The 25,862-nt window shown below is 70.2% G+C and carries 25 protein-coding genes and 4 pseudogenes; 13 read left to right on the top strand and 16 right to left on the bottom strand.

Annotated elements, in window-relative coordinates:
* Positions 1 to 95 precede the first annotated feature (95 nt).
* Positions 96 to 665 (top strand): GNAT family N-acetyltransferase, encoded by a 570-nt coding sequence (locus GV126_RS01255; RefSeq protein ID WP_159673181.1) that lies wholly within the window; start codon positions 96 to 98, stop codon positions 663 to 665.
* 179 nt (positions 666 to 844) lie between these two features.
* Here GV126_RS01255 and GV126_RS36110 read toward each other — a convergent pair whose 3' ends face one another.
* Together GV126_RS36110 and GV126_RS36105 are read right to left on the bottom strand one after the other, a co-directional pair.
* Positions 845 to 1,309 (bottom strand): hypothetical protein, encoded by a 465-nt coding sequence (locus GV126_RS36110; RefSeq protein ID WP_236569831.1) that lies wholly within the window; start codon positions 1,307 to 1,309, stop codon positions 845 to 847.
* A 98-nt stretch (positions 1,310 to 1,407) separates the two neighbouring features.
* Positions 1,408 to 1,587, bottom strand: a complete 180-nt coding sequence (locus GV126_RS36105) for a hypothetical protein (protein ID WP_236569830.1) — start codon at positions 1,585 to 1,587, stop codon at positions 1,408 to 1,410.
* Between GV126_RS36105 and GV126_RS37565 the strand changes: the two genes are divergently transcribed.
* Complete coding sequence (locus GV126_RS37565) at positions 1,561 to 1,716, top strand: Tn3 family transposase (RefSeq protein WP_201299906.1); 156 nt, start codon at positions 1,561 to 1,563, stop codon at positions 1,714 to 1,716. The two genes, GV126_RS36105 and GV126_RS37565, sit on opposite strands and share 27 nt — an antisense overlap.
* 370 nt (positions 1,717 to 2,086) lie before the next feature.
* Here GV126_RS37565 and GV126_RS01240 read toward each other — a convergent pair whose 3' ends face one another.
* Positions 2,087 to 3,049: a zinc-binding dehydrogenase gene (locus GV126_RS01240; protein ID WP_185947093.1), complete on the bottom strand. Its 963-nt coding sequence runs from the start codon at positions 3,047 to 3,049 to the stop codon at positions 2,087 to 2,089.
* A gap of 94 nt (positions 3,050 to 3,143) precedes the next feature.
* Between GV126_RS01240 and GV126_RS01235 the strand changes: the two are divergent.
* The 3 genes and pseudogenes from GV126_RS01235 to GV126_RS37560 form a co-directional block, all read left to right on the top strand.
* Positions 3,144 to 3,783: pseudogene (locus GV126_RS01235) on the top strand (TetR/AcrR family transcriptional regulator).
* 120 nt (positions 3,784 to 3,903) lie between these two features.
* The gene (locus tag GV126_RS36095; RefSeq protein WP_236569829.1) at positions 3,904 to 4,971 is read left to right on the top strand and encodes a tyrosine-type recombinase/integrase; all 1,068 of its coding nucleotides are present in this window, start codon (positions 3,904 to 3,906) and stop codon (positions 4,969 to 4,971) included.
* Between the two features lie 221 nt (positions 4,972 to 5,192).
* Positions 5,193 to 5,422, top strand: a pseudogene (locus tag GV126_RS37560) (helix-turn-helix domain-containing protein); the annotation flags it as partial.
* A 70-nt stretch (positions 5,423 to 5,492) separates the two neighbouring features.
* Here GV126_RS37560 and GV126_RS01215 read toward each other — a convergent pair.
* Positions 5,493 to 5,666 carry a winged helix-turn-helix transcriptional regulator gene (locus GV126_RS01215; RefSeq protein ID WP_236569828.1) on the bottom strand — a complete coding sequence of 58 codons (174 nt, stop codon included), beginning with the start codon at positions 5,664 to 5,666 and terminating at the stop codon, positions 5,493 to 5,495.
* Positions 5,667 to 6,573: 907 nt separating this feature from the next.
* Here GV126_RS01215 and GV126_RS35580 point away from each other — a divergent pair.
* The 7 genes from GV126_RS35580 (at position 6,574) to GV126_RS36080 (ending at position 10,901) form a co-directional block, all read left to right on the top strand.
* Positions 6,574 to 7,185: a hypothetical protein gene (locus GV126_RS35580; RefSeq protein ID WP_185947057.1), complete on the top strand. Its 612-nt coding sequence runs from the start codon at positions 6,574 to 6,576 to the stop codon at positions 7,183 to 7,185.
* Positions 7,186 to 7,423: 238 nt separating this feature from the next.
* A complete protein-coding gene (locus tag GV126_RS01205) occupies positions 7,424 to 8,026 on the top strand; it encodes a TetR/AcrR family transcriptional regulator (RefSeq protein ID WP_159662027.1) in 603 nt (200 codons plus the stop codon).
* Between the two features lie 229 nt (positions 8,027 to 8,255).
* The gene (locus GV126_RS01200; RefSeq protein WP_236569827.1) at positions 8,256 to 9,434 is read left to right on the top strand and encodes a cytochrome P450; all 1,179 of its coding nucleotides are present in this window, start codon (positions 8,256 to 8,258) and stop codon (positions 9,432 to 9,434) included.
* Positions 9,435 to 9,467: 33 nt separating this feature from the next.
* A complete protein-coding gene (locus tag GV126_RS01195) occupies positions 9,468 to 9,665 on the top strand; it encodes a ferredoxin (RefSeq protein ID WP_159662025.1) in 198 nt (65 codons plus the stop codon).
* A 21-nt stretch (positions 9,666 to 9,686) separates the two neighbouring features.
* The gene (locus GV126_RS36090; RefSeq protein ID WP_236569826.1) at positions 9,687 to 10,073 is read left to right on the top strand and encodes an FAD-dependent oxidoreductase; all 387 of its coding nucleotides are present in this window, start codon (positions 9,687 to 9,689) and stop codon (positions 10,071 to 10,073) included.
* Positions 10,067 to 10,513 carry an FAD-dependent oxidoreductase gene (locus tag GV126_RS36085; RefSeq protein WP_236569825.1) on the top strand — a complete coding sequence of 149 codons (447 nt, stop codon included), beginning with the start codon at positions 10,067 to 10,069 and terminating at the stop codon, positions 10,511 to 10,513. The genes GV126_RS36090 and GV126_RS36085 overlap by 7 nt, the downstream gene beginning before the upstream one ends.
* A 76-nt stretch (positions 10,514 to 10,589) precedes the next feature.
* The gene (locus GV126_RS36080; RefSeq protein ID WP_236569824.1) at positions 10,590 to 10,901 is read left to right on the top strand and encodes an oxidoreductase C-terminal domain-containing protein; all 312 of its coding nucleotides are present in this window, start codon (positions 10,590 to 10,592) and stop codon (positions 10,899 to 10,901) included.
* Between the two features lie 89 nt (positions 10,902 to 10,990).
* Here GV126_RS36080 and GV126_RS01185 read toward each other — a convergent pair whose 3' ends face one another.
* The 5 genes from GV126_RS01185 to GV126_RS01165 all read right to left on the bottom strand — a co-directional run bounded on the left by GV126_RS01185 (position 10,991) and on the right by GV126_RS01165 (position 17,376).
* The gene (locus GV126_RS01185; protein ID WP_159662024.1) at positions 10,991 to 11,971 is read right to left on the bottom strand and encodes an alpha/beta hydrolase; all 981 of its coding nucleotides are present in this window, start codon (positions 11,969 to 11,971) and stop codon (positions 10,991 to 10,993) included.
* A 50-nt stretch (positions 11,972 to 12,021) separates the two neighbouring features.
* Positions 12,022 to 13,650, bottom strand: a complete 1,629-nt coding sequence (locus tag GV126_RS01180) for a flavin-containing monooxygenase (protein ID WP_159662023.1) — start codon at positions 13,648 to 13,650, stop codon at positions 12,022 to 12,024.
* Positions 13,651 to 13,735: 85 nt separating this feature from the next.
* Positions 13,736 to 14,584 carry a helix-turn-helix domain-containing protein gene (locus tag GV126_RS01175; RefSeq protein WP_159662022.1) on the bottom strand — a complete coding sequence of 283 codons (849 nt, stop codon included), beginning with the start codon at positions 14,582 to 14,584 and terminating at the stop codon, positions 13,736 to 13,738.
* A 412-nt stretch (positions 14,585 to 14,996) separates the two neighbouring features.
* Complete coding sequence (locus GV126_RS01170; protein WP_159662021.1) at positions 14,997 to 16,097, bottom strand: acyl-CoA dehydrogenase family protein; 1,101 nt, start codon at positions 16,095 to 16,097, stop codon at positions 14,997 to 14,999.
* Positions 16,098 to 16,143: 46 nt separating this feature from the next.
* Positions 16,144 to 17,376 (bottom strand): acyl-CoA dehydrogenase family protein, encoded by a 1,233-nt coding sequence (locus GV126_RS01165; RefSeq protein WP_159662020.1) that lies wholly within the window; start codon positions 17,374 to 17,376, stop codon positions 16,144 to 16,146.
* A gap of 280 nt (positions 17,377 to 17,656) precedes the next feature.
* Here GV126_RS01165 and GV126_RS01160 point away from each other — a divergent pair, with 280 nt between their 5' ends.
* On the top strand, positions 17,657 to 18,604 hold the full coding sequence (locus GV126_RS01160; RefSeq protein ID WP_159662019.1) for a LysR family transcriptional regulator: 948 nt from the start codon (positions 17,657 to 17,659) through the stop codon (positions 18,602 to 18,604).
* 4 nt (positions 18,605 to 18,608) lie between these two features.
* Here GV126_RS01160 and GV126_RS01155 read toward each other — a convergent pair whose 3' ends face one another.
* From GV126_RS01155 to GV126_RS01135, 7 genes and pseudogenes are all read right to left on the bottom strand, one after another.
* On the bottom strand, positions 18,609 to 21,032 hold the full coding sequence (locus GV126_RS01155) for a CaiB/BaiF CoA transferase family protein (protein ID WP_159662018.1): 2,424 nt from the start codon (positions 21,030 to 21,032) through the stop codon (positions 18,609 to 18,611).
* Between the two features lie 193 nt (positions 21,033 to 21,225).
* Positions 21,226 to 21,351 (bottom strand): hypothetical protein, encoded by a 126-nt coding sequence (locus GV126_RS37060; RefSeq protein ID WP_268977384.1) that lies wholly within the window; start codon positions 21,349 to 21,351, stop codon positions 21,226 to 21,228.
* Between the two features lie 3 nt (positions 21,352 to 21,354).
* A pseudogene (locus tag GV126_RS37410) lies at positions 21,355 to 21,495 on the bottom strand (TetR family transcriptional regulator C-terminal domain-containing protein); the annotation flags it as partial.
* Positions 21,450 to 21,836: pseudogene (locus GV126_RS01150) on the bottom strand (TetR/AcrR family transcriptional regulator); the annotation flags it as partial. The pseudogenes GV126_RS37410 and GV126_RS01150, both read right to left, overlap by 46 nt.
* A gap of 88 nt (positions 21,837 to 21,924) precedes the next feature.
* Positions 21,925 to 24,312 (bottom strand): acetyl-CoA acetyltransferase, encoded by a 2,388-nt coding sequence (locus GV126_RS01145; protein WP_159662017.1) that lies wholly within the window; start codon positions 24,310 to 24,312, stop codon positions 21,925 to 21,927.
* A gap of 103 nt (positions 24,313 to 24,415) precedes the next feature.
* A complete protein-coding gene (locus tag GV126_RS01140; protein ID WP_159662016.1) occupies positions 24,416 to 25,534 on the bottom strand; it encodes an MBL fold metallo-hydrolase in 1,119 nt (372 codons plus the stop codon).
* Between the two features lie 71 nt (positions 25,535 to 25,605).
* Positions 25,606 to 25,862: electron transfer flavoprotein subunit alpha/FixB family protein (locus GV126_RS01135; protein WP_201299783.1), on the bottom strand; the 257-nt coding region annotated here is incomplete at its 5' end.

Raw genomic sequence — 25,862 nt, 5'->3', positions numbered from 1 at the left:
CGGGGCGCTGCTGTTGAAAAGGCGTGGCTGCCCGTCCGTCGTGGTGCGACGATCAGTTCCGCATCGTGACCCACGTCCGCATCCCGGAGGTCCGTATGGACGTCACCTCGCTGTTGCCGTTGACCACGCCGCGTTTGTCGCTGCGTCTGTTCACTCCCGGCGACGCCGACGATCTGTACGCCTACCAGAGCCTGCCGAGCGTGGCGCGTTACTTGTACCGGCCGCCGCACACGCGGGAGCGCAGCGAGCAGGTCGCGGCCGAACGCGCGGCGCACTCGGTGTGGTGCGCCGACGGGGACAAGCTGGCGCTTGCTGTGTGCCGGCGTGATGAGCCCGGCCTCCTTGGTGAGGTGACGCTCACCCTGGCCAGTGCACGCGCCGCCCAGGCCGAGATCGGCTGGACTGTTGACCCACGCCATCAGGGGCACGGCTATGCGACGGAGGCGGCCAGGGCGCTGGCCGGGTTTGCCTTCGACAGACTGGGCGTGCATCGGCTCTACGCACGGCTGGATGTGGAGAACACCGGGTCCGTGCGGGTCTGTGAGCGCCTCGGGATGCGTCGGGAGGCGCACCTGGTGGAGAACGACCTCGACGGGGATCGCTGGGGCAGCGAGTACATCTATGCGGCGCTGGCCGCGGACATCGGCGGTCGAGCAGGTAGTTGAGCCCGACGCCGCCTCCTTTGCGCGATCTTCCACATGGAAGAATCCTGGCATATCCGTAATGAGGTCTTGTCTCTTCGGCCTGACGGAGGAGTGGCCTACGGAGTCAGATGCAGGGTGTGCAGCGGGTAGGTGGTGCCGTCATCGACGCGCCCTCGCGATGAGGTCCTCGACGACCTGGATCACCGCGTCCGCCCGCTCCTCGTGCAGCCACCCGTGCCCCGCGTCGTCGAGGACTCTCTGCTCGCCGCGCGAGGACTCGGCGGCCAGCTCGGCATGCAGGGCGCGCTTGCCCTCGTGATCTCACGCAGCAGTTCCGCGGGCCACAGATGGGCTTGGGTGGCGTCGTGCCCCATGGCCGTGAGCACGATCAGCGGCACGTCGGGGGTGGTCGGGGCCTGCCGGAACTCGCTGGCGACCTCGTCGTAGAGGTTTCGGTTCTCGCGCGAGGCCACCCGCCAGGTGGCGAGGTGACGTGTGACCAAGGGCTCGCGCACCGGCTCCGGCCAGGCGGCGAAATGCCGGAGCATCTGGGCTCGGGACTGTTCCAGCTGTTCCGGCGTGGGCTCGGCCGGCTCTTGGGTCTCCATCTGCTCCAGCATCTCGTCGAGCTTTTCCCGTACCTGCTGGGGAACCAGGGTCGCCATGTCCTCATGGAAGGGGTCGAGCAGGAGCAGGCCGGCCACCTCACCGGGAAAACGCCTGGCCTAGTGGCGCGCGTAGGCCCCGCCCAGAGAGTGGCCTATCAGCAGGTGGGGGCCGGGAACGCCGGCGGTGTGGAGCAGTTCGCGAGTTCGTCGGTGACTTCGGCGGCGGTGCGGGGCAGCTCGGCGGGGTAGCTCCAGCCGGTGCCTGCGCGGTCGTAGAGGACGCTTGTGGTCAGCTCGGCGACGCGGTTGTGGATGTTCAGGTAGTCCACGCTCACCTGCGGCTTCGGGATCTTCAGCGGGAGATCGAGGAGGGCTTGAACGTCATGGAGTCCTCCAACGGCGCCAACTCCGTGATCGCCTACGGCAAGGGCGGAGAGATCGCCTCGAACCGGCGCGACGAGTAGGAGATGTTCGTCCTGTGCCTGCGCATCCTGCAATCGGCCCTGGTCTACGTGAACACGCTGATGCTCCAGGACATCCTCGGCGAAGAGGAGTGGGCGGACCTTCTCACACCCGCCGACCGTCGCGGCCTGACCCCGCTTTTTCTGGTCCCACGTCCGCCCCTACGGGGAGGTCAACCTCGACATGGGCGCCCGCCTCAACCTCGCAGAGGCCTCCGTTCCGGTCCCCCGGGCCCCGGCCGAACGGGCGGCACCACCGTAGAAAACGAGTGAACCTGCGCCTGTGCAGCACCGAGAGAGGGCCGCACCGGCGTCTCTCATGACGGGCGGCCCGTGGATGCCCCAGGCGCCCCCGGAGGAGAGAGCGCGGGGGCTATGGTGTCAGCACGATCCTGCCGAAGACTTCACCCGCGTCCATCTTCTGGTGCGCCAGCACAGCTTCATCCAGTGGCAGCACTTCGTGCACCACCGCTTCGATCTCGCCACGGCTGGCAGCGGCGAACTGCTTGCCGCGTACGGCACTCAGGTCGGCTGGGGTGACGGTAGCTGCGCTGAAAGCGGCGAAGGACATCGACTTCTGGAACGCCGCCATGATCCTCATGCCGAAGTCCGCGGGCGGCTGACCTGCGACAGCGCCCACGGCCACCATGCGGCCGTTCGGGTTGAGCCTGTCGAAGAACGACGGCATGTCCTCACCGGCCACAACATCGATGATGACGTCATAGCCCGCGGGAGCCTCTTCCCCTCCGTCGCCGGAGCGGTCCAGCACATTGGTCGCGCCGAGGCGGCGCAGCCGCTCGCCGCGCTCGGATGACGATGTCGTGACCGCCACCGCGGCGGCACCACCGCGAGCCGCGAGCTGCACTGTCATGATCCCGATACTGCCGGCCGCGCCACGCACCAAGACCGTCTCCCCGGGAGTGAAACGGGCGTGGCGAAGCCCGAAGTGGGCCACCGCACCGGAACTGCCGAGCGTCACCGCGTCGACGGCGGACAGGCTCTCGGGCAGGGGAAGAATCTGCTCGACCGGCGCGACGGCCTGTTCGACGTAGCCTCCGCCGGTGCCGGTGAAGCCCCACACCCGCTGGCCGATCCACGACGCGTCGACGTCCTCACCGACCGCGGTCACGGTGCCCGCCACTTCGCCACCCGGGATGTGGCCCTCCTTGAAGCCGTAGGCGGCCAGAGCCCCGCTTCGGATCACGGCGTCGACACCACCGACGCCCACCGCCTCGGTGGCTATCAGTACCTGTCTGGCAGCAGGTGCGGGTACCGGCAGGTCGACAACAGCCAGACCGTCAGGACTTCCGAACGTCTGGATCGAGATTGCCTTCAATGTGGTCTCCAGGTTCTCGGACCGCTCAAGCACGAGAGCTTCTACGTCTCGGACGGTAGCGGACGCCCCCGTCCAATTAGATAAGGTGAGAGTGGTGACCGACCGTTTGCCTCATACGTTGCGCTCCGACGCGCTGGACAACCGCGAACGCATCCTCGACGCGGCCCGAGCGCTGTTCTCCGCCGACGGCCTGGACGTGCCGATGCGGGAGGTCGCGCGGCGCGCCGGGGTGGGACCTGCCACCTTGTACCGTCGCTTCCCGACCAAGCAGATACTGATCGCCGAGGCCTTCGCGGACCAGCTCGATGAATGTCGCGCCATTGTCAACGAGGGGTGCGCCGATCCTGATCCGTGGCGTGGCCTGTGCCTGGTGATCGAGAAGATCTGTGAGCTGCACGCACGTGATCGGGGCTTCACCGAAGCCTTCCTGTCCACCTACCCGGAGGTGAAAGGATGTCGCCGCAGGCCGTGAGTACACGGTGAAAGCAGTCGCTGAACTGGCTCAGCGAGCCAAGGAAGCGGGGCACCTGCGGTCCGACTTCGTCCTGGACGACCTGATTCTCGTACTCATGGCCAACAAAGGGATCCACGCCACATCGACCGCCACCCAGGTCAAGGCATCCCGACGCTTCGCAGGGCTGGTGATCCAGGCGTTCGAAGCCTGCCCTCAGCGCCCACCACTACCACCAGCGGCACGACTGACACCCACACCATCCCACGATCTGTCGCGGTAAATGCCGGATTGACTGCGGCGGAGCCCCTACGGTGATCATCGCGACCTGCGGCGGGCTGTCCGGCCACCTCAGGCGAGGTGTACGCATTTACTGCGGCAGGATCGGAAGGGCGGGGCGGGCATGGCGATCGAACCAGTGACCGAAGTCGGGGGCCGCGGCGCGCTCCGGCTGCCGCGCGCCCGGGTCGTACCCCTGTCCGCCCCGCCCGCGTCGTACATCGCGGCGGTCGAGCGGTACCTCACCAGCGCGGGCATCGCGAAGTCCTCCGCCTGGATCTACCGGATCTCACTCACGACGTGGGGGTGGATGTTCGCCGGCGAACCCGCGCCGACCGGTCCCGCCCGCCGGGGCGCGAAGCCGCCCGTCTTCCCCGTCGCCGCGATCGACGATCCGGCGCTACCGGAGGCGCTGGCCGAGCTGGCGGCGGCGCGGGCGGACGAGATGGACGCCGACACCGTCAACCGGGAGCTGTCCATCGCGCGCAAGGCGATCGGCTGGTGGCAGCGCCAGGGCTGGATCGAAGGCGACCCGACGATCGGCATCGAGCGGCGCCCGGCGCCGCCGGACCGCACCAAGGCCCTGGCCGAGAACCAGATCGCAGCCCTGTGGCGCCTGGACGTCTTGCTGCGGGAGAAGACGTTCTGGAAGATGCTCTACGAGTCCGCCGCGAGGGCGGACGAGGTGCTGTGCCTGAACGTGGAAGACCTGTACCCGCAGGACAAGCGCGGGAAGATCACAGCCAAGGGCGGGGCGACGGCTTGGATTCACTGGCAGTCCGGCACCGCCCAGCTGCTGCCCAGGCTGATCGCCCGCCGTACCCGCGGCCCGCTGTTCCTCACCGACCGCAGGGCCCCGGCCGGGACGCCGACGCTCGACGTGTGCCCCGAGACCGGCCGGGCCCGGCTCTCCTACCGCCGGGCTGAGGAGATCTTCGAGGAGAACACCCGACTGCTGGCCAACCCCCTCGCTTCACCCGAGGACACCGAGAACTTGGACGGCTTCACGCTGCACCGGCTACGCCACAGCGCCCTCACCCACGACGCGGAGGGCGGCACATCGACCCCCATGCTGCTGGCCCGGTCCAGGCACGCTTCCGTCCGTTCCCTGGAGCGGTACGCCCGTCCAGGTGTCGACGCAGTCGCTCGACACGTCGCCGAACGCGACCCCGCCGCACGTCGCCGGACGTGACGCCCCTCGTTTGCGGCTGGTGACAGCATTCTTACCGTCACCCCATGTCCCTCGGCTGCGTGAAGGAGGAAGGGGCGGGCGGGATGGATGGCGCGGCCGCGGCCGGGGATCGGGGCGCGCTCAGCCGGTTGCGCGTCGGCCGGGGCCGCCGCGTCTCGCCGCCGTCAGCCCGGCGGCGGGAGCCGGGACAGACATCGCCGGCGTCTCGGGGCTGTCCGGCGAGCTCGGTCATCGCCAAGGCCCTGCGCATCAACGTCCGCTCGGTACAACGGTGGCGGCAGAAGTGGAAGGAGGGCGGTCCGCGGGCCCTGCGGTCCGCAGGGGCCGGCATCGTCTGCCGAGGCTGAGCCTGGAGCAGTTCGCGCAGCTGGACGCGGAACTGGTCAAGGGGCCGGCAGTGCACGGCTGGGAGGACCAGCGCTGGACACTGGAGCGGATCAAGACAGTGATGCGCGGTCAGCTCATACCCCCCGTGCGGCGGCACCTCTGGGTAGACGGTCCGGCTGACCAGCCCGTCGCGTTTAGGTGCGCAGCGTCTGAGTGAGCATCTTCGCGCTCACGCCTGCCAGCGCCTGCCGGAGCTGGCCGAACCGGGAGGACCCGTTCCGGACGAGTTCACCCAGCTCGGCCAGACGCTGCGGGAACCGCTGAAGGCGCTCACGGAGTGGTCCTTGCTGCACATCCGAAGAAGTCATCACCGCCCGCGAAGAGTACGACGACCGCACCAGGTAATCGGCGGCGGTCGGCGGTCTGGTCGTAGACGGCTGCCTCGTCGAGAACTGGCCCGACAATCAGACTCACCTGAGCAACCCGGCGACATCACGAGTTCAACCGCAGTACCTGCGCAGACGCGGGATTGGGCACACGGTCCCGGAAACGACGGGCAGTCGGGCCGGCCGCCTGCGCAAGGGTTCACGCGGCGGGCAGCCGCCAGGTTTCGACGAGGAGCGGTACAGGAAACGCCCCCGCCGCCACCTCGCCGCCCCGCCAGCGGCGCCATGACGGCCGCAGCCCTGTACCCGCCCGGTCCTGCCCGCCGCCGCCCCGCACGTGGGAGCCGGGGCACGTTCCCGAGTACCAGCTGTCAACGCGGCGCCGCTTTGATCACCCGTCCTGAGGCTCCTGTGCTGGGCCGCCTTCTTCAGATGGCGGTCTGGACGTCGCGGGCGAGGTCGCGCCAGCCGCGCAAGAGCGCCATGCGGTCGGGGAGGTTGCGGTCTGCTGTTCGCTCCACGCCCTCAAGAGCAGTGCAGGCAACGAGGGGGGGGTGCTTACCGCGCGGTAACCGTGACCGTTTTCCACTGTCCACAACTGCGCCAATCTCACGCGGACATTCGTCGACCACGACGGCTGCCCGGAACCCGTCCCACTTGGGTTCTCCCGTCCAGCCCGGCCGTAGCTCCGGCGCGGGTACGGGAGTGCTCAGCATCGGCTCCGGCAGCATCCACTTGACTCAGCCCTGCCATTCGCAGCCGCGCTGCAGAGTACCGGCCGCCTTCCGCGTCGACCCAGCTCGCCGCGAGAGGTGCGGGAAGCGGTCACGGCGAAGCTCTGGTCAGCCGTTCAGCGCCTGTGGCTTTCCAGGCGAGGGGAGCATGCCCGATGGAAGGCTTCGCAAAGACGGAAGGCGAGTTGTGCCTGGACTGCAAGGTGGGCCCGAGCCCGGAGAACGCCTGCGTCGAGAGGGGGCTGCCCATCCAGATGTGGCACACACCGGACTGCCCGCAGTGGACCATCATGCAGATCGACTGGGAGGCGAGCTCCAGGCGCGTCAAGGAACAGGACGAGTGGGCCAAAGGCGTCTTCCCTGCCGCGGCAGAGCGCCTGGAGCAGGCTGCCGCCGCGATCGAGCCGGGCACGGCCGCTCAGCCGTTCATCGACGCGCTGACCGAGCTGGTCCAGGCGCAAGCGAGCACCAGCGGTTTCGTCGTTCTGCACCGATGGGCGGAGATCTTCTGCGTCGCGAAGGTCGATCTGCAAGCTTCCCTTGGGGGCGGCGTGTGCCCAGCCCTCGATGGGCTGCACCCTTCGCACACTGTCAGCGAGTCGCCGCAGGTGACGGGCTCGTTCACGGGCAGGTTGAAGCGTTTTCGACTGCCTTCTCTGCGTAGAGGTCAACCACCCCGAAGCCCCGCCGCACAGGTCAAGGATGAAGCTAGCCGGTGTGCCCGACGGACGTCGCCTCCCTGGAGCGTCGACGCGGTCGTGAACTGAGGATGCTGAGTGAAGGTCGCGGGTGACCGTTTCCGCCTTGGAGGAATGGCGCCCCGTCAATACCAGCTCCAGGCCGGCGGCCCGGTGCCACCTCCCCCGCCCGGGAAGACCCCTGCCGGGTGAGGGGCCACACGTCACTACGATGGTGGGCGATCTGAGGCCTGGCCGCACGCTGTCGCGAGTCGCGAGAGCGATGCATGTGCGGGCCGGGCAGCGATGTGGCAAGGGTTGATGGGTGATGGCCGAGGCACAGTCGGGGCCGGGGCGCGTCCGTAACCGGTGGGGCCAGGGTGAACGGCTGCGCGGCGACATCCTGGACGCTGCCAGCCGCCTGCTGTCCGAGATCGGCGGCGAGGACGCGCTGACCATCCGCGGTGTCGCCAGGGCCGCCGGGATCGCCCCGGCCAGCATCTACCAGCACTTCACCGACCGTGCGGCGCTCGTGCGCGGACTGCTGGAGCACGAGTTCGGCCGGCTGCGGGAGGCCATGCGGGAGGCGGACCGAGCCGCGCCGGACGACGACCCGGTGGCCCGGGTACGTGCCCAACTGCGCGGCTACTACACCTTCGCTGTGGAGAACCCCGGACATTACCGCCTGATGATCAACAGCGGCGCGCTGCGCGTCGAGCCTCTGGTCGAGGTCATCACCATGGTGTGCACGGCACTTGAGCGCTGCGAGCAGTCCGGGCTCACGCTGCGGCTGCCCGCCCGTCAGTCGGCCGTGACGCTGGTGGTGGCCGTGCACGGGCGCGTCGCGCTGCAGCACAGCAGCGCCCGGCGTCAGGGGACGCAAGCACTCCGGACCTTCGTCGACGATCTTCTCTCGCTCGTCATCGAGTAACCCCGCGCCTGGGCACCCTATGCTGCGCGGCCCGTCACAAGTACTGACGAACCGTCATTGCCCTTGCTGCCAGGCCATTTACACGTCGCGCACACCCATTTTGCTGGGTGTTGACCTGCCCCGCTGGACGTGTGTGTATATGCCATCTACTCTCTGTTCGGCACCTTCCCAAACAGTCGTTCAGTAACCCTGCGAAGGGAACGGCATGACGGAGACCCCCACTTATCCGATGCCTCGCGGTCGCTGCCCGTTCGACCCGCCGCCCGCTCTGGCCCGCATCCAGGAGAACCAGGCCGTCACCCGGGTCCGCATCTGGGACGGCAGCACCCCCTGGGTCGTCTCGGGCTACGACAACGCCCGTGCCGTGCTCGCCGACCCGCGTGTCAGCGCGGACAGTCTCCTGCCCGGTTATCCCTCGCCCAGCGCCGGCGTGGCTGCCGGCAGGCAGAAGTCCCGCTCGTTCATCAACATGGACGACCCCGAGCACGCCGCGCAGCGACGCATGCTCACCCCGAGCTTCATGGTCAAGAAGATGGAGGCGCTGCGGCCGCGCATCCAGGAGATCGTCGACGGACTGATCGACGACATGCTCGCCGGGCCCAAGCCCGCGGACCTCGTGCAGGCCTTCGCGCTGCCGGTACCGTCCCTGGTCATCTGCGAACTCCTCGGTGTCTCCTACGAGGACCACGACTACTTCCAGGACGTGTCGCGCAAGCTGATCTCCCGTGACACCACCGCCGAGGAACTCGCCCCGCTCATGGACGACTTCCTCGCCTTCCTCGGCAAGCACGTCGACAGCAAGGCCGACAACCCCGGAGATGACCTCATCAGCAGCCTCGTCGTCGACCAGATGTCCTCGGGCGCCCTCACCCGCGACGAGATCGTCCACATGGCCCGCCTGCTGCTGGTCGCCGGGCACGAGACGACCGCCAACATGATCGCCCTGGGAACCCTCGCACTTCTCGAGCACCCCGACCAGCTCGCCGCGCTCCGCGACACCGACGACCCGAAGCTGGTCGCGGGCGCCGTCGAGGAACTGCTGCGCTACCTCACCATCACCCACTCCGGCCGACGCCGCGTCGCTCTCGAGGACATCGAGGTCGGCGGCCGTACCATCCGGGCCGGTGAAGGCATCATCGTCGCTTCCGACATCGCCAACCGCGACGCCACCGCCTCCCCCGAACCCGACTCTCTCGACATCACCCGCAAGGCCCGCCACCACCTCGCCTTCGGCTACGGCGTACACCAGTGCCTCGGCCAGCCCCTGGCCCGCGTCGAACTGCAGGTCGTCTACAGCACCCTGTACCGGCGGATCCCCACCCTCGCCCTCGCCGAGCCCCTCGACCAGGTCAAGTTCAAGCACGACATGCTGGTCTACGGCGTCCACGAGCTGGCCGTCACCTGGTAGTCCCTTCACCGGCAGTCCCGAAAGGCCCCCCACATGAAGATCGAAATCGATCAGGACAAGTGCGTCGGCGCCGGCCAGTGCGTCTTCGCCGCCATGGACGTCTTCGACCAGCGTGACTCCGACGGCATCGCCGTGCTCCTCACCGACGAACCCACCGAGGAGCACTGGGAGGGCGTCCGCGAGGCCGCCGCCGTCTGCCCCGCCGCCGCGATCACCCTCCACGAGAACTGACAGGCAACGGGAGCATCACCCATGGCAACTCCCGGACGGATCACGGTCGTCGGCGCCTGCGCCGTCGACCTGACCGTCGTCGAGACCCTGCGGCGCTCCGGCTTCGACGGGCACCTCACCGTGATCGGTGAAGAGCCCCACCTGCCCTACGACCGGCCTCCCCTGTCCAAGGAGGTCCTCTCCGGAGCCTGGCCGGAGGAGCGGGTACAACTACGGCCGGCCGCCGCCGTCGAGGCCCTCGGTCTGGATCTGCGGCTCGGTGTCCGGGCCACCGGCCTCGACCGCACCCACAGGCGCGTCCTGCTGTCCGACGGCAGCAGGGCCGGGTACGACGAACTCGTCATCGCCACCGGCACGCGCCCGCGCCGGCTGCCCGGACCGAGGGCATCACCGGCGTGCACGTGCTGAGTACTCTCGAGGACTCCGTGGCACTCCGCGGCGACCTGCTCCCCGGGCGCCACCTGGTCGTCGTCGGCGCGGGCTACCTGGGTGCCGAGGCCGCCGCCGTCGCCCGTGGCCTCGGCTGCGAGGTCACCCTCGTCTGCGACAAGGAGGCCCCGCTCGCCGACGTCCTCGGCCCCGATGTCTCCCGGATGCTCGCGGAGGTGCATACGGCCCATGGCGTGCGCCTGGTCACCTCCTCCCGCGTCCGTGGCGTCCCCGTCCACCAGGGGCGTGCCACCGGCGTCCTTCTCGAGGACGGCACCCGCATCGACCTGACACCGTGCTCGTCGCCATCGGCTCGTCCCCGCCGTCGACGGGCTCGCCGGCACCGGCCTCGATCTCGCCGACGGCGTCCGCTGCGACCCCTGCTGCCAGGCCGCACCCCACATCTGTGCCGCCGGTGACGTCGCCTCCTGGGAACACACCGGCTTCGGTGAACGGCTGCGTGCCGAGCACCGCACCAACGCCGCCGAACAGGCTATGGCAGTCGCACGCAACATCCTCGCCGCGGAAGAGGACCGCAAACCGTACACACCCATCCCCTACGTCTGGTCCGATCAGTACGACCTCACGATCCAGATCTACGGATTGCCGCGCGGGGCTGAGCGATCCATGATCACCGAAGGCAGCGCCGGAGAACGCTCCCTGCTCGCGCTGTACGGCGCGCAAGGCCGTGTCCGTGCCGCGGTCGGCATCAACCGCATCCGCCCCGCACGCCAGGCCCGCGCCTTGATCTCCGCTGCCAGTCCGTGGAACGAGGTGACCGCCGCGGCGCCCACCGCCGCCGCCTGACCCACTCTGGTGGGCCCGGCGTCCGTCCTTCACAGGTACAGGACGCTGGCGACGATGGACTGCAGCTCGGCGGGTCGAGGGCGAGCTCCTCACCCGTTGAAGTGTCGGCCGAGCGCCCCGATGGAGTCGCGGAAGTGGGCCTGTGTCACGTGGGCGTCGGGGACCATGTCGTATGCGTGGTAGGCACCGGGATAGACGTGCAGCTCGGTGGGGATGCCGGCACGTATCAGTCTGGTGGCGTAGGCGATGTCCTCCTCGACGAAGAGGTCGAGCGCGCCGACGCTGATGAAGGCCGGGGGCAGACCCGCCACCGACTCCACCCGGGCCGCGGCCGTGTACGGGGAGACGTCGTCCCCGCCGGGCTCGCGGCCCAGAATCGAGGTCCAGCCGAACCGGTTGTCGGCCGGGGTCCAGATGAACTCGCCGGCGTAGGGGTGGGCGTGGACGGTGCTGCCGGTGCGGTCGTCCAGCATGGGGTAGATCAGCAGCTGGAAGGAGACGGGCACCTCGCCGCGGTCGCGTGCGAGGATCGCCAGGGTGGCGGCAAGGCCGCCGCCCGCACTTGCGCCGCCGACGGCGATGCGGTCCCGGTCCACCCCGAGGTTCCCGGCGTTCTCGTGCACCCACCGCAGGGCGGCATAGCAATCGTGGACCAGGCCCGGCTCCTTGGTCTCCGGAGCCAGCCGGTAGTCGACCGAGACGACCGACGCCCCTGTCTCGGTGACGATCCGACGGCAGAGGATCTCGTCGATGTCGGCCCTGCCGAGGACATAGCCGCCGCCGTGCATCCACACCAGGGCGGCGGCCGGTGTGGTGCGGGCCTTGGACTCGTAGTGGAGGATGCGGACGTCGGGATCGCCTTCGAACCCGGGTATCCACTTCTCGGTGGTGGTGACATCGGGGTAGAGCGCCTGCGGGTCGGGGGCGTCGGGAACCGGGGCCGACTGGGCCTCGCGGACCTGCGACAGGCTTTCGGCGCTGAGGCCGAGCGGCGGGAAGACGTCCAGGACCGGTGCGATTTCGGGGTCGACCAGGTGCCGGCTGCTGACCGGGCCGTCGATGGTGGTCATGGGGGTTTTTCTCCTTCTCTTGCGGACGAGGACACGCCTCTCCTCACGGGTCAGGCGGGCTGAGCCGTGGCGGCGGCCGGGGTAAGCGTGAAGCCGCGGTAGCCGGCGCGGGCGACTTCGTCGCAGATCTTGCGGTAGGCGCCGACACCTCCGAGGTAGGGCATGAAGACCCGGGGTTTGCCGGGGATGTTGGCCCCCATGTACCAGGAGGCGGCGCGCGGGTACAGGGTGTGCGACGCCGCCTCGTTGACGTGCTCGACCCAGTCGTCCTGGGCCTGGCGCTCCGCCTCGATCCGGACGATGCCGGCCCGGAGCGCGTGGGCGATCGCGTCGGTGATCCAGTCCACGTGCTGCTCGATCGAGACGATCATGTTGCTCAGGACGGAGGGGCTGCCCGGTGCCGTGACCATGAACAGGTTCGGGAATCCGGCCGCCGCGACCCCGAGGTAGGTCCGCGGGCCGTCCGCCCATTCGTCACGGAGTGCGATGCCGTCGAGGCCGCGGATGTCGATGGCGTTCAGCGGGCCGGTCATCGCGTCGTAGCCGGTGGCGAAGACGATGGCGTCCGCCTCGTGGTCGATACCGCCGACCCGCAGCCCCGTCGACGTGATGCGCTCGATCGGGTTGTCGCGCAGGCTGACCAGCGTCACGTTGTCGCGGTTGTACGTCGCGTAGTAGTCGGTGTCGACGCAGATGCGCTTCGTGCCGATCGGGTGGTCCTTCGGGCACAGCAACTCGGCGACCTCGGGGTCCTTCACGATCTCGCGGATGCGCTCGTGCACGTACTCCGCCGACACCCGGTTGGCCGCCTCGTCGAGGACGGTGTCGTCGAAGGCGCTGACGAAGGCCGCCCCGCCCGCGGCCCACCGCCGGTCGAGCTCCGAGGTGCGCAGCTCCTCGTCCACCTCCAGGGCCTTGCCCAGCGCCGGCGGCGTGCCCCCTCCGGAGGCCGAGGCGCGGGCGTCGGCACGCAACTGCCGGTAGGCGGCCTTGATCCGCCGCTGCTCGTCCTCGGACAGGGGGGCGTTGCGGGCGGGGACGGAGAAGTTGGGTGTGCGCTGGAAGACGGTGACATGGGCCGCCTGTTCGGCGATCACCGGAATCGCCTGGATTCCGGAGGATCCGGTGCCGATCACGGCGACCCGCTTGCCGCTGAAGTCGACTCCCTCGTGCGGCCAGCGGCCGGTGTGGTACGTCGGGCCGGTGAAGGAGTCGATCCCCTCGAAGTCCGGAACCCGCGAGGCGGACAGGCAGCCGACGGCCGTGACGAGATACCGGGCGGTCGCCTGGCTTCCGTCGTCCAGGGTGACGGTCCAGGTGTCGGTCGCGTCGTCGTAACGGGCGCCGTCCACCGAGGTGTTGAACTCGATGTCCTCGCGCAGGCGGAAGCGGTCGGCCACATGGTTGGCGTAGCTCAGGATCTCGGGCTGGCTGGGGTAGCGCTCCGTCCACTCCCACTCCTGCTCGAGCTCCTCCGAGAAGGAGTAGGAGTAGAACATCGACTCGACGTCGCACCGGGCCCCCGGGTACCGGTTCCAGTACCAGGTGCCGCCGACGCCGTCGCCCCGCTCGTAGACCCGCACGCTGAGCCCCAGGTCGTCGCGCAGGCGATGCAGGAGGTACATGCCGGCGAATCCGGCACCGATCACGATGGCGTCGTACTTCCGAGTGGTCCGCATGGTGCCCCACACCCCTTCTCCCGGCGGCGTTGCCGGGAACAGGCCAGGTCGATCACCAGCAGCATCGCCGAGCACGTGACGTACGTCATGGGACAGGTGGCGCAGGTGGAGCGCCATCTGTCCCGTCCACGGGGAAGAGGTGCCCGGAGTCCTGCAGCCGCCGCAGGACGAGGGTGAGGAAGAGGCGGGGACGGCCGTACGGCTCGGTGAAGCTGAAGCCCATGTGGCGCTCGGCGCGCTCGGCCCGGTGGGTGACCGAGTTGTGGTGCCGGTGCAGCAGGCGTGCCGCCTTGCGCACGGACTCGGTGGCGGCCACCGCCTCCAGACACACCAGCATGTCCTCGCCGTACTCGTCGACCAGGCGGTTGAGCCGGCGCACGTCGGGGACCAGCGCGATCCGCTCGGCGCTCAGGGTCTCGGCGAGCACGGCGTGCGCGCCGAGACGGGTCGCGTCGACCAGGGTCGCCTCCTCCACGGAGTACGGTCCGTGCGCGCGGGGACTCGGGCGGGTGAAACGGAGCGCGATCCGGGCCAGCCTCCATGCCTCGGGTGCCTGCGAGGCGGGGCACGGTCCGGCGAAGGCCGCGCGGGCCCCGACGGGCACTCCCAGCGCCGCGGTGGGGTCCAGGTCGGCCGCCATGACCAGGTGAACGTTGTCCATGGGCGCGTCGAGCACGACGCGCGCGTGCGGCCGGAGCCCTTGGACGAACATCCACGTCGATTCGGCGGATGCGTGGAGAGCGAACGCCGTCACCGCGGAGGTCTCCTTGAGCCCCAGGCGCAGCAACATGCGGGCCCGTGTCGTCACTTCGAGGCCGCCGTCGACCACCGACCTGAGCGCCAGGCTGTCGGTGGCGGGTGGAGCATGGCTCAGGAGGGCCACCTTCACCGCGATCCCCAGGCGGCGCAGCAGCAGTGCCGCCTGCGCGTCCACCCGCGGCAGGTTTTGGGCATCGATCCAGACCCGGCCCGTCCCGGGGACGTCGTGCGTCCGTGCATGCGGCGGTTGCTGCCCCGCGTGGTCGACGCCACGAGGGGTCGCCACGCAGACGTCGCCGCGCACCGTCCGGACACCGACGGCGCATCCCAGCGCTGCCGCGGTCCGGGTCAGAAGCGACTCCAAGTCGGCGTCCTGCTCGGTCAGTTCGTCGATGACATCGAGGACCGCGTCGACCTCTGCCGTGCCCTGCGGCGGCGGCCCGGCCTGCTGTGCGCGACCTTCGGCACCGGACGTCTGCGAAGCCTCCGTGGCGAAGCCTCCCTCCTGATGGCGGCGTCGGAACTCCGCGGTCCACCCGCCCCGCCCCGCCGGACGCGGCGGCCGTGCGGGTGGGTGGGCTCGCGACTCAGAAGCCCAGGCGCTCCGCCACCTGAGCCCGGTGGTACTCCGGCTCCCCGAGCAGCAGCTGGCTGGAGCGGGCACGCTTGAAGTACAGGTGCGCCGGGATCTCCCAGGTGAAGCCCATGCCGCCGTGGAACTGGATGTTCTGGTGAGCCGTGCTGACGAACGCGTCCGTGCAGTACGCGGCGGCGAGCGACGCCGCGACCGGCAGCTCGTCGCTGTCGTCCTCGGCGGCGAACAGGGCGTAGTAGGCGGCCGAACGCGCGGTCTCGACCTCCACCAGAGCATCCGCCGCCATGTGCTTGAGGGCCTGGAAGGCGCCGATCGGCTGGCCGAACTGCACCCGTACCTTCATGTACTCCACGCCCATGTCGAGCGCGGCCTGCGCGCCACCGACCTGCTCCGCGGCCAGGCCCACGGCGGCCAGGTCGAGGGCGCGGGCGAGGGTCTTTGCGCCGTTGCCCGGCTCCCCGAGGGGGGTGGCCGCGGCGCCGGTGAGTTCGACGTCGGCGAGCTTGCGGGTCTGGTCGAGGGTGGGCCGCAGGGTGGTCCGCAGACCGTCCGTGCCCGCCTCGACGGCGAACAGGCCGAGACCGTCACCGGTGTCGGCCGCCACCAGCAGGAGCTGCGCCACGTGCGCGTCGGTCACCAGCGGCGCGGTGCCCGTCAGGCGCCAGCCGCCGTCCGCCTGCTCGGCCTTCACCCGCAGGGGCGTGCCCGGCCGGGGGAAGGCCAGCGTCGCGATGACCGAGCCGTCGGCGATGCCGGGCAGGAAACGCTGTTTGGCGTCGGTGTCCTCGGACGCGAGCAGTGTGTTGGCGGCGAGCACGACACTGGAGAAGAACGGGGCGCACAGCAGGGCGCGGCCCATCTCCTCCAGGACGATGCCCAGTTCGGGCCAGCCGAAGCCCTGGCCGCCGTACTCCTCGGGGATGGCGATGCCCTGCAGCCCGAGCTGGGCGGCCATCGTCTGCCAGACCTCGGGGTCGTAACCCTGCTCGGTGTCCATCAGGCGGCGGACCTCGGTCTCGTCCGAGTGGTCGGACAGGAACTTGCGCACCGTCGTGCGCAGTTCGTCCTGCTCCTCGGTGAACTCCCTGATCATCGGTGTGTCTCTCTCGTTCTCGGAGTGTCGTGGTGAAAGCCGACGCTCAGGCCTGGCTGACGGAACGGGTGGCGGCGCCCTTGCGGACGTCGCGGAAGGGGACGCCCTTGTCGGGCTCGTAGCCCTTCGGCAGGCCCAGGACGCGCTCGCTGATGATGTTGCGCTGGATCTGGTCGGAGCCGCCGCCGATGGAGTTGATGAAGGCGAACATCAGGTCGCGGTCGACCGGGCAGGCCAGCGGATTGTCGTAGTCGTAGACGAGGGATTCCTCGCCCTGCATCCGGTAGGTGAAGTCGGCGCCGGCGTGCAGGATCCGGGACATCGCCAGCTTGCCGAGCGAGGCCAGGGACGAGGGGCCGCGCTTGATCTCGGCCGCCGCGCGCCGGCCGGTCCAGGCGTTGGTGAGGCGCCACGACATGATCCGCACGATCTCCTGACGGGTCTGCGGGTCGTCGAGCCGGCCGGCGCGCCGGGCGGCCTCGACCAGGTCGTCGGCCGCGTCGCGCAGGCCGGTCTTGATCGCCGTGCCCGACATGGACGAGGACATCGAGCCCATGCCGGTGCGCTCGGCGGCGAGGGCGATCTGGAGGGCCTTCCAGCCCTGCCCGGGGGCGCCGATCATCCAGGCCGCCGGCACGCGCGCGTCGGTCAGGAAGACCTCGTTGAACTCCGTGTCACCGGTGATCTGCCGGATGGGTCGGACCTCGATGCCGGGCTGCTGCATGTCGATGACGAAGAAGCTGAGGCCGGCGTGCTTGGGCACGTCCCAGTCGGTGCGGGCCAGGAGCAGGCCGTACTTCGCCTGGTGACCGCCGGTGGTCCAGATCTTCTGGCCATTGACGACGTAGGTGTCACCGTCCAGCTCCGCCCTGGTCTGGACGCCTGCCAGGTCGGAGCCGGCACCCGGCTCGCTGTAGAGCAGGCAGCCGACGCTGACCTCGCCGTTGAGCAGCCGGGGGAGGAAGTACTCCTTGATCTCCGCGCTGCCGAAGGCCAGCAGAGGGTTGCCGAGCAGGTGCAGCCACGGGTGCTCGTGGAAGGAGGCCAGGTCGAGGAAGCCGCCCGGGGCGCCCGCGGCCCGGAACTCGTCGGCCGCCGCCCTGGCGGCCTCCCGGCTCAGACCGCGCCCGTAGGTGTCCGCGGGCCAGGTCGGCGCCGCCCAGCCGGCGCTCAGCAGGGCATCGTGCCACGCGGCGTCGTCGGTGCCGTGCCAGTGATCGGACAGCCACGACCGCGCGGCCTCCGCCGCCTCGTCGGGTGACATCGTGCTCTTGCCCATCGTCGGCCTTTCTCCGTGCAACACAGGGGGTGGTATGCGGCGACGGTAATACGGACGGGCACCGTTCACAATATTCTGGGCGGATTTTCTGTCGGAGTCCGTCCGTAATGGAGTTCGCGCGGTGGTGAGGCAGAGTGGAAGCGGGCGGTGTGCCCGATGCCCCTGAGGGTTTGCCTGTAGTCGGCTCTTGTTTAGAGTTCTTGCCTGCAGGCCGGTGCGACCGGAGAGCCGCGGAGATGTCCGGCCCGGCGCAACGTAGTGACAAGGAGGTCGCGGTCGTATGGACCTCGCGAAGCTCACAGCCTTCCTCGCTGTCGCGGACGAGCGGAACTTCGGGCGGGCGGCGCAGCGGCTGCACATGACCCCCTCGCCTCTGAGTCGGCAGGTCGCCCAGCTCGAGCGCGAGCTGGGAGGAGCGCTCTTCGTCCGCGAGTACCACCGTGTGGCTCTCACACCGATGGGAGAGGCGCTGGTGGGCCCGGTCCGGAGAATCCTGGAGCAGGCCGGCGAACTTCCCGCGATCGCGGCACAGGCCAGGGGAGAGGTGCGTCCGCTGCGGGTCGCGGCCACCGCCTGGGCGCCGACGGCACGCGTCACGCGCTTCGCGGAGGCCGTCGGCAGAACCGGAGGGGAGAGTGCTTCCGGGCTGGAGCTCGTCGAGGACTCCGACGACGTGGTCCCCGGCCTGCTGGACGGGCGCCTCGATCTGGCGCTGCTGCATCTGCCGGCGCCGGACAGCGACGGTGGGCTGTCGGCGGTGCCCTGGCTTCGCTATCCGCTCGCCGTCGCCGTGCGGGCCGACGACCCTCTCGCCGGGAGGGAAAGCGTCTCTCTCGCCGAGCTGAGCGGCCGCACATTCGTCGAGTCGGTCATTCCGCCGAGGGTCACCAACGCCATGCGGAGAGTCTCGACCATGCTGAAGAACGCGCGTGTCACGCGTACCGAGCAGGTGCAGGGAGCTCCTGGTGGGGTCGAGATCTCCCGCGAGGTGCTGCTTCGCGGCCTGGCGACCTTCGTCCCCCATCTGCCCGGGTCGCCGCTGCCGTCCTTGATGTCGCCGCCGGCCTTCGCCACCATTCCGGTCGAGGACGAGGGTTTCGGTATGGATGTGGGCCTTGTGTGGTGCGCGGAGCAGGTCGGCCGCCGCCCCGACACGGCACGCCGTGTCGAGGAGGCGGTGGAGGCGCTCACCGGGGCACCGCTTCCAGCCGGTGCCCCGGTGACATGAGGTTCTACTCGCCGCCCACGTCAAGGAGTTGCGGGATTCGCGGGTCCTCCTGGAGAACCCCGGCCGCGAACAGTTCGGCGACGGCCCCCTCGTCAAGCCCGAGGAGACGGGTCGCGATCTCCCGGGTGTGTTGTCCGATGAGCGGGGCCGGCTTCAACTCGGGGTCCGGAACGTTGGTGAAGAGGCCACCGGGCAGGTTCTCACTGGGCATGACGCGGTCGATCAGCGGGTGAGTGGCCATCCGGAACGTACGCCGGGCGACGAGATGCGGGTTGTCCGGGAACTCGGTGATCCGCATCATCTTGGCGGCGGGAACACCGGCCTCCTGCAACAGGACCATGGCCTTCTCCGGGGTGCGCCCGCTCGTCCAGGCACCCACCTCCTTGTCGATCTCCTTGCGGTGCGACACCCGTGAGGCGGCGTCCGGGAAGCGCGCGGCGTCGATGCCGCAGACCGCCGCGAGACGCTGCCACTGCTCGTCCCCCTGGACGTCGACGACCAGCCACTCGTCGTCACCCGCCGCCGGGTAGACGCCACGCGGGGCATCACCCGGGCCGGCGTTGCCGACGGGGACCGTGGTGCCCGGCGCCAGCGACTCGGCGGCGAAGACATGCGCGTGCTGGGCGAGCACGACGTCCGTCTGGGCCAGACGCACGGTGCCGCCGACCCCGGTCCTCCGGAGCTCGACGAGCTTGGCCAGGATGGCGAACACCCCGGCGCGTGCCGCCACATGGTCCGGGAAGATGGTGGTGTCGTCCTGGAAGCGGTGCTCGTCCTCCGGGTAGCGCCACAGCCCGCTCACCCCGACCGCGCAGCGCACCAGCGGGCCGTATCCCGGGTTGCCGGCCCAGGGGCCGGTGTGGCCGTAGGCGGACGACTCCAGGACCACGATCCGCGGATTGACCTCCTTCAGGTGCTCGTAGGAGATGCCGAGTTTGTCGAGGGTGCCCGGCTTGAAGTTGCTGAGGACGATGTCGGCCTGCTCGGCGAGCTTCAGGAAGAGGTCACGTCCGCCGGGGTTCCTGAGGTCGAGGCCGAGTCCGAGCTTGTTGCGGTTGCCCCAGGCGAACACCGGGCTCACCACATGACCCAGGATGGACTGACGGGAGCCGTCGGGGGCCTGGAGATTCTCCACCTTCAGCACCTCGGCGCCGAGGTCCGCGAAGAGGCGGCCCGCCTCGGCCCCCGCCACGATGATCCCCAGGTCGAGTACGCGCAGCCCTTCGAAGGGCCGGCGCCCGACGGCGGACGACGGCTCCGGGGCGGGCCGCCGCTGCTCGGTTCCGGCGAGGACCTCGGCCGTGTCCCGGCCGATCGCCGGGGCCGGCACGCGGTGGCCCAGCCGCACCCCGTCCACCTCCACGAAGCCGTCCACCACGTCGACCTCGCGACCGGAGGCGACAGCGGTACGGGTGAAGACCCGCCGGGCGGCGAAGTGCTCGTTGTCCGCGACCTCTTGAGGCGACAGCACAGCCAGGGCGGCGACACCGTACTGCCGTGCCTCCCGCACGACCTGGTCGCGGGTCTTCGTTCGCAGCAGTTCGCCGATGGCCGGATAAAGGACGTGAGCCTCCTGGAACCGCACGGCCAGGCTGTTGAAGCGCTCGTCGGCGAACTGCTCCGGGCTGCCCATCCAGGCGAACATCCCCTGCCACTGCCGTGGGCTGAGGATGGTCAGCCGCACCGCGCCGTCGGCGCAGGCGAAGAAGGGATACTTGTGACCGTCGTCGATCCTTCCGCGCGGACCGTCGGCCGCCGGGACCCCGCCGGTGGCCGAACCGCCCATGCCCCAGCCCGGGTCGAAGCCCTGGACCACGCACTCGAAGACGGAGATGTCCACCGCGTCACCGACGCCGGTCTCCAGCCGGTTCCAGTAGGCCAGCAGGGCCGCCCATGCGGCCGAGAAGCTCGCGGTCTGCAGTGCCATGTCCAGCGGCGGAAGCAGCGGCTCACGGCCCGGGTCGCCGGAGCGGGAGAGGATGCCGCCCATCGCCAGGTGCGTCCACTCGGTTCCCGTCCAGTCGCGGTACGGGCCGGTGAGGCCGAAGTCGGTCAGGGAGAGGGCGACCAGCGCGGGGTTGTGTCCGAGGAGTGTCGCCGGCTCGATGCCGAGGGCGGCCTGCTCGGCCGGGGAGAGGCTGGTGAAGCAGATGTCGGCGTTCGGCAGGAGGCGGTCGAAGAACACGGCACGGTCCTCGGGCGCGGCCAGGTCGAGTGCCACGGACCGCTTGTTGGCGTTGAAGACCTCGTGATAGAGGCTGACCCCGTCGACGAGGGGGCCCTGGGCCCGGCTCCTGTCGGTGGCGGCGGACTCGACGCGTATGACGTCGGCGCCGAGGTCGGCGAACAGGCGGCTGCCCAGTTCACCCTTTCCGTTCGTGAGGTCGAGGACCCTTACCCCGGTCAGGGGGAGTGCGTTGTCGGCCACGTTGCCTTCTCCACAGCATTGTGCCGGGGCGGATGCAGGCGCCCGGCTGCCCTGTTACGGGCCCACCGTGGCACCGGGCTCCTGACCTCGTACATCGCTGAATTCGCGCCGTACCCATGTCGCGAAAGGACATGTGCACGGCGCGCGCTCCACTTGCGGGGCAGGGGGTGGATGTGATGCGGCCGACACGACCTCAGGCGGCCGGCGTGCCGACCAGCACCGAGGCGAGGACGAAGTCGACGAATCGCTCGGCGTACTCGCCGGCGGCCTCGGCGAGGCCCGCGCGGAGCTCGGGCGGCGTGGTGAGTGCGTGGTTCATGGCACCGCCGCACAACGCGTCGAGCAGGAAGGTCACCGAGGTGCCCGCGGGCAGCTCGCCCCGGCAAATGCCGCGCCGGACGATGGCGCGCGCCGCGAGGATCTGGCGAGCTCCTCGTACCGCTCGGCCAGTCTGGGAATCGTGCGGGCCTCCATGGCCAGGCGCAGCACGGCCCCGCCGTGTTCGCCCGCGTACTGCTGCAGCAGCTGCCGCACCAGGGCGACGAGGTCCCCGCGGACGGTGCCGGTGTCGACGTCGGTGACGCCGGCGAGACGCATGGTCAGGGCCTGCGCCAAGAGTTCTTCCTTGCTGTCCCAGCGCAGGTAGACGGAGGCCTTGCCGACGCCGGCGCGGCGTGCCACCGCCTCGATGCTGAAGGACTTCCAGCCGTGCTCGCCGAACAGCTCGACGGCGGCGTCCGCGACGCGCCGGTCCACGTCGTTGTCGCGTGGGCGGCCGGCGGAGGGTCTCGCGTGCTGCGTCATGCACACATGATTCTCCACCGGCCCACGGAAATCTATTACTGAACGCTATCGGTCCGATTCCGGTCGGCGGCCGTGGGTCGTCGCCGGGTCAGCGGTTCTTCCACTGCGGGCGGCGCTTTTGGGCGAAGGCCGTCATGCCCTCGATCGCGTCCTGGCTGACCATCAGGTTGTCCAGCGCGGATGAGGGATGGTCCACGGCGTCCACCGTGTCGGCGATGCCCTCGGTCTCCGCCATCACCTGCAGGGAGGCGCGGACGGAGGTGGGGGAGCCCTCGAGGATCTCGGCGGCGAGCGCGCGGGCCCCTTCCAGGGCGGTGCCGGCCGGGACGACCCGGTTGACCAGGCCCAGGCCGAGGGCCTCGTCGGCGGTGACCTGGCGGCCGGTGAGGATCATCTCGGTGGCGATCTTCCGGGGGATGGCGCGCGGGAGCCGGACCAGGCCGCCGGCGCCGGCGGCGAGCCCCACCTTGACCTCGCTGAGCGCGAACTTCGCGGTCTCGTCGGCGACGGTGAGGTGGCAGGCGAGGGCGATCTCGCAGCCGCCGCCCATGGCGTAGCCGTTGACCGCGGCGATGACCGGCTTGGTCATGTTCCGGCGAGAGGTGAGGCCGGCGAAGCCGTTCTTGGGCACCCACATCGGCTTGCCGGAGGCGGAGTACTTCAGGTCGTTGCCCGCGCTGAAGGACTTGTCGCCGGCGCCGGTGAGGATGGCCACCCACAGGTCCGGGTCGGCGAAGTAGGCGTCGAAGACCTCGTCGAGTTCGTCGTTGGCCTGCGGGGTGAGGCTGTTGCGTGCCTCGGGCCGGTTGATGGTGACCTCGAGCAGGTGACCGTCGCGACGGACGGTGACGAACTCGTAGTCGTCCCGCAACACCGGCTCGCGACGAGGCAAGAGGGCGTCCATGCGCTGCTCGTCCGTGGTGACGCGGTTGCCGAAGCCGAAGGACCGGACGTACACCCGCCGGCCGATGGGCTCGCCGGCCGAGAGCAGGTCCAGCATGTCCTCGTCGCCCTGGTGGGTGAGGGCGATGAACCGGCGGTCGTCGGCCTCCAGCCGGCCGATGACCACTCCGGTGCGGGACCCGTCGCGGCCGTACTTGATCGTGTAGGTCTCGATGGTGGCCCAGCCGTCGGCCCGGCGGGCCTCCTCGGGGGCATCCCAGGAGTCGATCTCGGCCTGGAGGGCGGCGGAGCGATCGGGACGCCAGGCGGTGGGGGTGGTGGAGTAGACGCCGACCGAGTACTTGCTCAGCGAGCCGCCGTTGGCACCGACCAAGCCGAAGGTGCCGGGGGCGGTGCGGGCGCGCTGCACCGTCTCGGCGATGGCGTGCATGGAGTAGTTGTTGCCTGCCCCGCCGAAGAAGGGCAGGCCCCCGGTGAGGGTCAGGCCACGCGGGTCGTCCGCCTTGAGCCCGAGTCCGTCGGCGACGTTGGAGACCGCGATCGGGAAACAGCTGTACAGATCGATGGTCGCCAGCTCGCCGACGCCGATTCCGGCGACCTCCAGGGCGTGCTCGGCGGCCATCACCGCGGCCGGGCTGCGGCTGAGGTCGGCGCGCTCCATCAGATCGCGCTCGCGCAGGTCGGCATGGCCGTGCAGGAACACCCACCGCTCCTCGGGCACACCCAGCCGGCGCGCGGTGCTCACCGACATGACCAGCACGGCCGCCCCCTGGTTCACCTTGTCCCGGGCGACGACGTACCGGGGGTAGGGGTCGGCGATCATCCGGTTCTTCTCGGTCACGGTGACCAGCTCCTCCGCGGAGCGGCGCACCGGGGCCGACGCGTGCGGGTTCTTCGCCGCCACCTCCGTGAACGGCGCGAACAGCGCGCCCATACCGGCCGCGTACTCCTCCCGCGACTGCCCGAGCCGCGCCCGGCGGGCGTTCTCGAACAGCGCGTACTGACTGGGTGCGTCCGTCAGCCCGTGCGACGCCTGGTGCAGCGACATCAGACCCTCGAGCCCCCAGCCCCGGTCCTCGAGCTGCCCGCCCACGTGCTCGGTGAAGTCGGGACGGTCCTCCGCCTTGGCCAGCGCCTGGGTGGTGGAGATCGCCTCGGAACCGAAGATGAGGGCCGCCTGAGCCTCGCCGCGCGCGATCGTCGCGGCCATCTCGTTGAGCAGGTGCTGCGGTGACTGGCCGCCGACGACCTCCAGGATCGCACGGGCGGGATCGGCGCCGATCCGCCGGGCGACCGATCGGGGGTAGTTGTCGGACTTGCCCAGGGGGGCGGGCGCCCCTGGAGTGGAGATCTCGAACTGCCGGACGCCGGCGACCATGTCGATCGCGGAGGCCACGGTCGCGGTGTCGGCGCCGGTGTCGGCCAGCGCCTCGCGTGCCGCGGCGGCAGCCAACTCCACGGCGGACATCCGCCGGTAGCCGGGGTCGTCCAACCGCTCGGAGGACTGACCGACACCGACCACCACGGGCGTGTTCGGGTCCTGGCCGGAGAGGTCGGGGGTCTCGGAGGTCATGATGGTGCCTTTCGATACCGGCGGGAAAAAGAGGAGGAGGGGGGAGGAAGTTGCCTGTTCCGGAGCCGTGGTCGTCGTACGGGGGAGCCGTCGTCGCTGTACGTCAGGCCCCGGGCGCACGGCTGAGGCGTACCGGGCGCTCACGCTCGCCGGACCGGACGACAAGTCCCAGGTCGACGAGGTGCTCCGCATGGGCCTCGGTCTCGGCCAGGGCGGCGACACGCATCGCTCCGACCTGGTCCCAGGGGCGGGACCAGGACAGGTGGGCGGTCACCTCCCAGATGGTCGGGCGGCCGAGCGCGTCCACGACCGCCAGGAGCTCGTCCAGCCGTTTCGCGTGGTGCTCGCGCAACTGCCCGGTGCGGGCCGCTAGACCCCGGAACCGGTATTCGTGCGCGGGCAGCGCCTCGTGGTCGTCCCAGCCCGCGAGACGTTCCAGGGAGGAGAGGAAGTCGGCGAGCGGCGCCCGCCCTGGTTGGCGGCCGTGCAGGCCGATGTTGGGAGTGATACGGGGCAGAACGTGGTCGCCGGTGAGGACGACCCGGGCGGCGGGCTCGGCCAGGCAGAGGTGACCAGGGGTATGACCGGGCGTCCACAGGGCGACGAGCTTCCGCCCGTCGAGCGGTACCCGGTCCTTGTCGTCGAGCAGCAGGTCGGGTTCCGCCATGTGGAAGGCGTCTGCCGGCTTCTCCTCGTCCGGAGGACCGAACAGTTCCCGTACCTCGCTTTCGGAGGCTCCGGCCTCCAGCAGCCAGGTGCGACCCGAGGCCCGAGACGGCTGTCCCTGCCCGGGCTGCCGCTCGGTCTGCCGGTGCGGGAGGCTGTCGCGTTCCGCGGGATGCATGGCCACCCAGGCGTCGCTCGCCGCCTTGAGCCGGGCCGTCATGCCGTGGTGGTCGAAGTGGACGTGGGTCGCGACGATGCCGGTGACATCGGCGGGCGTGGCTCCGGCCTCGGCCAGGCCCCGGCACAGGGCGTCCCAGCCTTCCGCGCTGTCCCAGCCAGGATCGACGACGACCAGCTCCGAGTCCCCGGGGACGAGATAACTGAGCGTGTAGCGCAGTGGGTTGGCCGGTATCGGGACCGGCACCGACCAGATGTCGCCGGCCAGATGCTCGACCGGCGGCAGGACGCGTGCCGCCCAGGCCGCCTTCTGCCGATCGCCCGTCACGACGACGGGCGAAGCGGCGTCGAGCGTGGCGGGGTCACCGGGTGCGTGCAATGTTCGTGCCTCTCGCTTGGTGCGGCCGGGGACGCTGTCGTCCCGGGGCGGGTCGGTTCCTCGGGGGGACGTCAGCCCTTGCGGGTCTTGATCTCCTCGGTCAGCTGCGGGACGACCTCGAAGAGGTCGCCGACGACGCCGTAGTCGACCAGGTCGAAGATCGGGGCCTCGGGGTCCTTGTTGACCGCGACGATCGTCTTGGAGGTCTGCATGCCGGCGCGGTGCTGGATGGCGCCGGAGATGCCGTTGGCGATGTACAGCTGCGGCGAGACGGACTTGCCGGTCTGGCCGACCTGGTTGGTGTGCGGGTACCAGCCGGCGTCCACCG

The organism is Streptomyces mexicanus, from assembly GCF_902506575.1.
Classification (GTDB): domain Bacteria; phylum Actinomycetota; class Actinomycetes; order Streptomycetales; family Streptomycetaceae; genus Streptomyces; species Streptomyces mexicanus.
The sequence above is the reverse complement of the archived record's forward strand: the minus strand, read 5'-3'. Positions and strand labels throughout refer to the sequence as shown.